The sequence below is a fragment of the Fructobacillus tropaeoli genome, assembly GCF_001047135.2.
Lineage (GTDB): Bacteria > Bacillota > Bacilli > Lactobacillales > Lactobacillaceae > Fructobacillus > Fructobacillus tropaeoli.
In genome coordinates, this window is the sequence record NZ_DF968100.1 from 1 (window position 1) to 3,690 (window position 3,690).

Below are 3,690 nucleotides of genomic sequence, written 5' to 3' on the forward strand. Positions count from 1 at the left end.
CTCCCTGTTTTTAAGGTTGATTATTTATTTCTCTGTCGGTAAAATAGACTTATAGAAATAAAGGCATGGCAACTGGTGCGACAGTTACTGTGCAGGCCATCAATCATCTCCCCAGACGATTGATGGCCTTTTTCGTATTTAAATGTGTTTGGCTTTCGCCGATACACTAATATTAGCATACTTAGACAAAAAAGAAACCAAACATTAGTCGGTCTATTTTTGTTTTCCAAACATCCTTGCCCAAAATCCTTGTTTAGGCGCTTCAATCTTTTTCAAATCATGAAGTTCATTTGTCAATTGCTCGGCATGTTGTTGGCTCATAAGTTGCAACTTTTGACTATTAATTAACTGTTCGTTCAAACTTTTGATTGTCTCGTTTTGTGCCTCAATTTGTTTGTTAAGAGCAATTAACAATTGTCGATCATTAACATTAACATTTTGTTTGGTATTGCCTTTTAACAATTCAAGTTCATCACTTGTAAAGGAAAGGCGTCCTTTCCAACCCCTTATTTTCAATCGATTAGAGGCTGTTTGTCGACTAATACCTATATATAAGCCCAACTCTGTTAAATTTTTAAATTTTATATCATTGTTAATTTTTTTGTTATCCATAACATCAATATAACATAACATTTAACATGACTTATTTGTTATCGATATTTGTGCTTTCTCAATGTGACACACTATCCATTATTATTATTGGATTTGCGACAATCCTTAACAACGGAGCAGGTTTAGCTCAAAAAATTATTTCACTGGCTGGTATAACTCTATGTGCTATTAGAACATTTGTTTTTATTAATAAGCATCGAAATAATAAACAAAATAAAAAATAATTCTAAATCAGGAAATCATCACTTAATATAGTGTATCGGTTTAAAAATAAATATGGACAGAGAAAAAACTATCTCATACAATTAATAAGGTAGAATAATAAAATCATTATTCTACCTTATTAATTGCATATTCAAACACTAAGTATTATGCAAAGTAGAGAAAGGTATAATAATTTTTATGGATAATAAAAATAAGACATTAGGATTAGCTATTGCAGCAGCAACCATTACTGGGGGAGTTATCCTAACCGAACAGACAGCAAGTGCCGATTCACTTCCATCTAATCCTTCTGAAGTAACTACAAGTTTTTCCAAAGATGCAGCTAAGAAGTCTGAGGATGCAAAGTTGAGCGAGTTGCAACAAAAGCAACAAGATGCTGAAAAGGATAAGCAAGAACAGAACGTTCAAGATGAAGCTGCTAAGAAAGCTGAACTTGAAAAGCAACAAGCCGATTTGCCTGCTCAACAAAAGCAAGATTTAGAAAAGTTTGATTCTCAACAAGCTTCTGATAAGCAAGCTGATGAAACCAGTGCTAATCAGTCAATTCAAGACAAGACTGCTGAAGTTAATCAGGCTATTGCTGATAAGACTGCTGAAACAAATCAAGCAATTTCCGATAAGCAAACTGAGTTGAATGCCGACCCTGCTCGTACAGCTGATGCTCAACGTGAAGCTGCCAAGTCTGACCGTGACAATGCTGATGCTCAATCAGATAAGACTTATCAAGACGAAACAGCTGCACAAACTGCCAATCGTGATTCTGCCAAGTCTTCAGCTCAATCAGAATACGACCAAAGCGTTGCTTCTGAAAAGTCGGCTAAGGATGCTCGTGACACGTCTGCTCAGTCAGAACATGACAATGCTATCAAGTCGGCTACAGATGCCAAGGATGCAGCTCAAAAGACTGCCGATGAAACAGCTCAAGTTGTGAAGGATGCCGATGCTCGAATTCCTGCCACTTCTAAGAACGGTGATGATAAGGGTTCGCTTTATCCTTCAACGTGGCCAAAGGATATGTTCGTTCATAACGAAGCTGAAGTTCCATTGACTGTCAATGACCCGTTTGCAGGTCAACCTGATTCAGTTCGTGATAATCTACATGCTCTATTGAAGTATGAAGATAACGGTACTGATAAGTCAGAACATGTTGTGAATGGTCAAATGACTGATGCTCAATTCAATGAATTGAATGATTACTTCATCACTGTGTTAAACAACCACCGTCGTTCATTGGGATTGTCTGATGTTGTCAATGTGACTGATACAAAGTCTATGTCTGATTTCATCTCTAACCTGCGTGCTTCTAAGAAGATGGGTTACACTCACACCACTTATTATGATCTCAACACCGGTCAACAAATCGCTGGACCTACATTCGGTAAGACCGAGTGGAATGGAATGCCGGTCGTTGACGATGTTTCCAAAACACTTACTGGTTATAGAACCATCAATGATGAAGCTCATAAGTATGGACTTCAGTATACTGGTGAAGATTTGGGTGCTTTGACTCAACAAAGTGACAAGGGTTACTGGACAATGGCTGAATTGAAGACTGGCATTCAAGAAACAATTGCCGGTATGGTGTTCGATGATGGTTATGCCTTGAATGGTCACAAGAAGTCACTTGAAGCTCCAGATTTGAAGTATGTTGCCATTGCTTTCACTCATGATATTGACCCGGACATTAGTGATAGTTACAGTAGAGGTTATAACTATGACTTTACTATTTCCACTTTCGTTGATGCCACTGGTCAATACGCTAAGGATAAGACGTTGGCTCCAGCTTCAACAGCTGCTCAAAAGATTCAAGATGCAAAGAATTCTTATGGAGCTACACAAGCACAACGTGATGCAGCTAACCGTGCAGCAGCCGACTTGACTCAAAAGACATCTGCATTGTCTGCAATCCGTTCATCTGCCGACGCTACATTGGCTACTAAGCTCGCCGATTCTCAGAAGACATTTGACCAGAATACAGTTTCTGCCAAGTCCACATTGGACAACAAGTTGAGTCAAGCAGATTCAACATTCAATGCACTTCAGTCAGCATCATTGACTAAGTTGAATGATGCTAAGAATGCTCATCAAAAGACTTACGTGGACACATTGGCTACTCTTCATGATGAAAATCCTGCTGAACGTGACGCACGTCATGCTGCCACATTGGCTCAGTTTAAGTCATCAGTTGAAGCTGAATTGAGTAAATTTACAGCTGATAAGAATGCTGAATTGGCAAACTTCAAGAATGAAGTGCAAACGAAGTTGAATGATGCCGAAAATGCTCGTAAGGCTGCTCGTGTTAAATTTGTAGCTAAGCAAGCTGAAGATTTGACTAACTTCCCTGCTAAGATGAACCAAGAGTTGGAAGATTACAAGAAGCAGTTGCAATCTGAATATGACGCATTGGTGGCAAGCAATAAGGAAGCATTTGGTAAGGCTCAAGCTGCTTCATTGACTTACCTCGATTCATTGGAAAACAAGTTTAATCATGCTGAATATCGTTATGATAATACAACCGGTAAAATTGTCAAAAAAGATCTTGTTAACCCTAGTCTAGTTTATAATCCTGAAACAGAACAATTAACATTTGTTTCAAGACACGACGGTAATGTCACTCATTCATCTAAGTCAGTTCTACCAGACACAGCAAAGCAATATAATCATCAAAAAAGCCTTGCAGGATTGATTGGATTATCATTGACTGGATTATTCGTAACAAAAAGCTATCGTCGCAAGCATTAACTAGGAAAAATTTTAGCTAGTTAACATAATGTGCATTACCGAAAGTAACAAAAAGCAGGCCCCCTAAACGGGGCCTGCTTTTACTTTTCTAATAAGTCCACTTGCTCAATT

General features: G+C 38.2%; 2 protein-coding genes. One reads left to right on the top strand and one right to left on the bottom strand.

Annotation, left to right across the window (positions count from 1 at the left end; all coding sequences use genetic code 11):
* Window positions 1-213 precede the first annotated feature (213 nt).
* The gene (locus AOQ32_RS07865; RefSeq protein WP_148666536.1) at window positions 214-612 is read right to left on the bottom strand and encodes a hypothetical protein; all 399 of its coding nucleotides are present in this window, start codon (window positions 610-612) and stop codon (window positions 214-216) included.
* Between the two features lie 402 nt (window positions 613-1,014).
* Between AOQ32_RS07865 and AOQ32_RS07870 the strand changes: the two genes are divergently transcribed.
* Window positions 1,015-3,579 (top strand): SEC10/PgrA surface exclusion domain-containing protein, encoded by a 2,565-nt coding sequence (locus tag AOQ32_RS07870; protein WP_059394342.1) that lies wholly within the window; start codon window positions 1,015-1,017, stop codon window positions 3,577-3,579.
* Window positions 3,580-3,690: the final 111 nt, after the last annotated feature.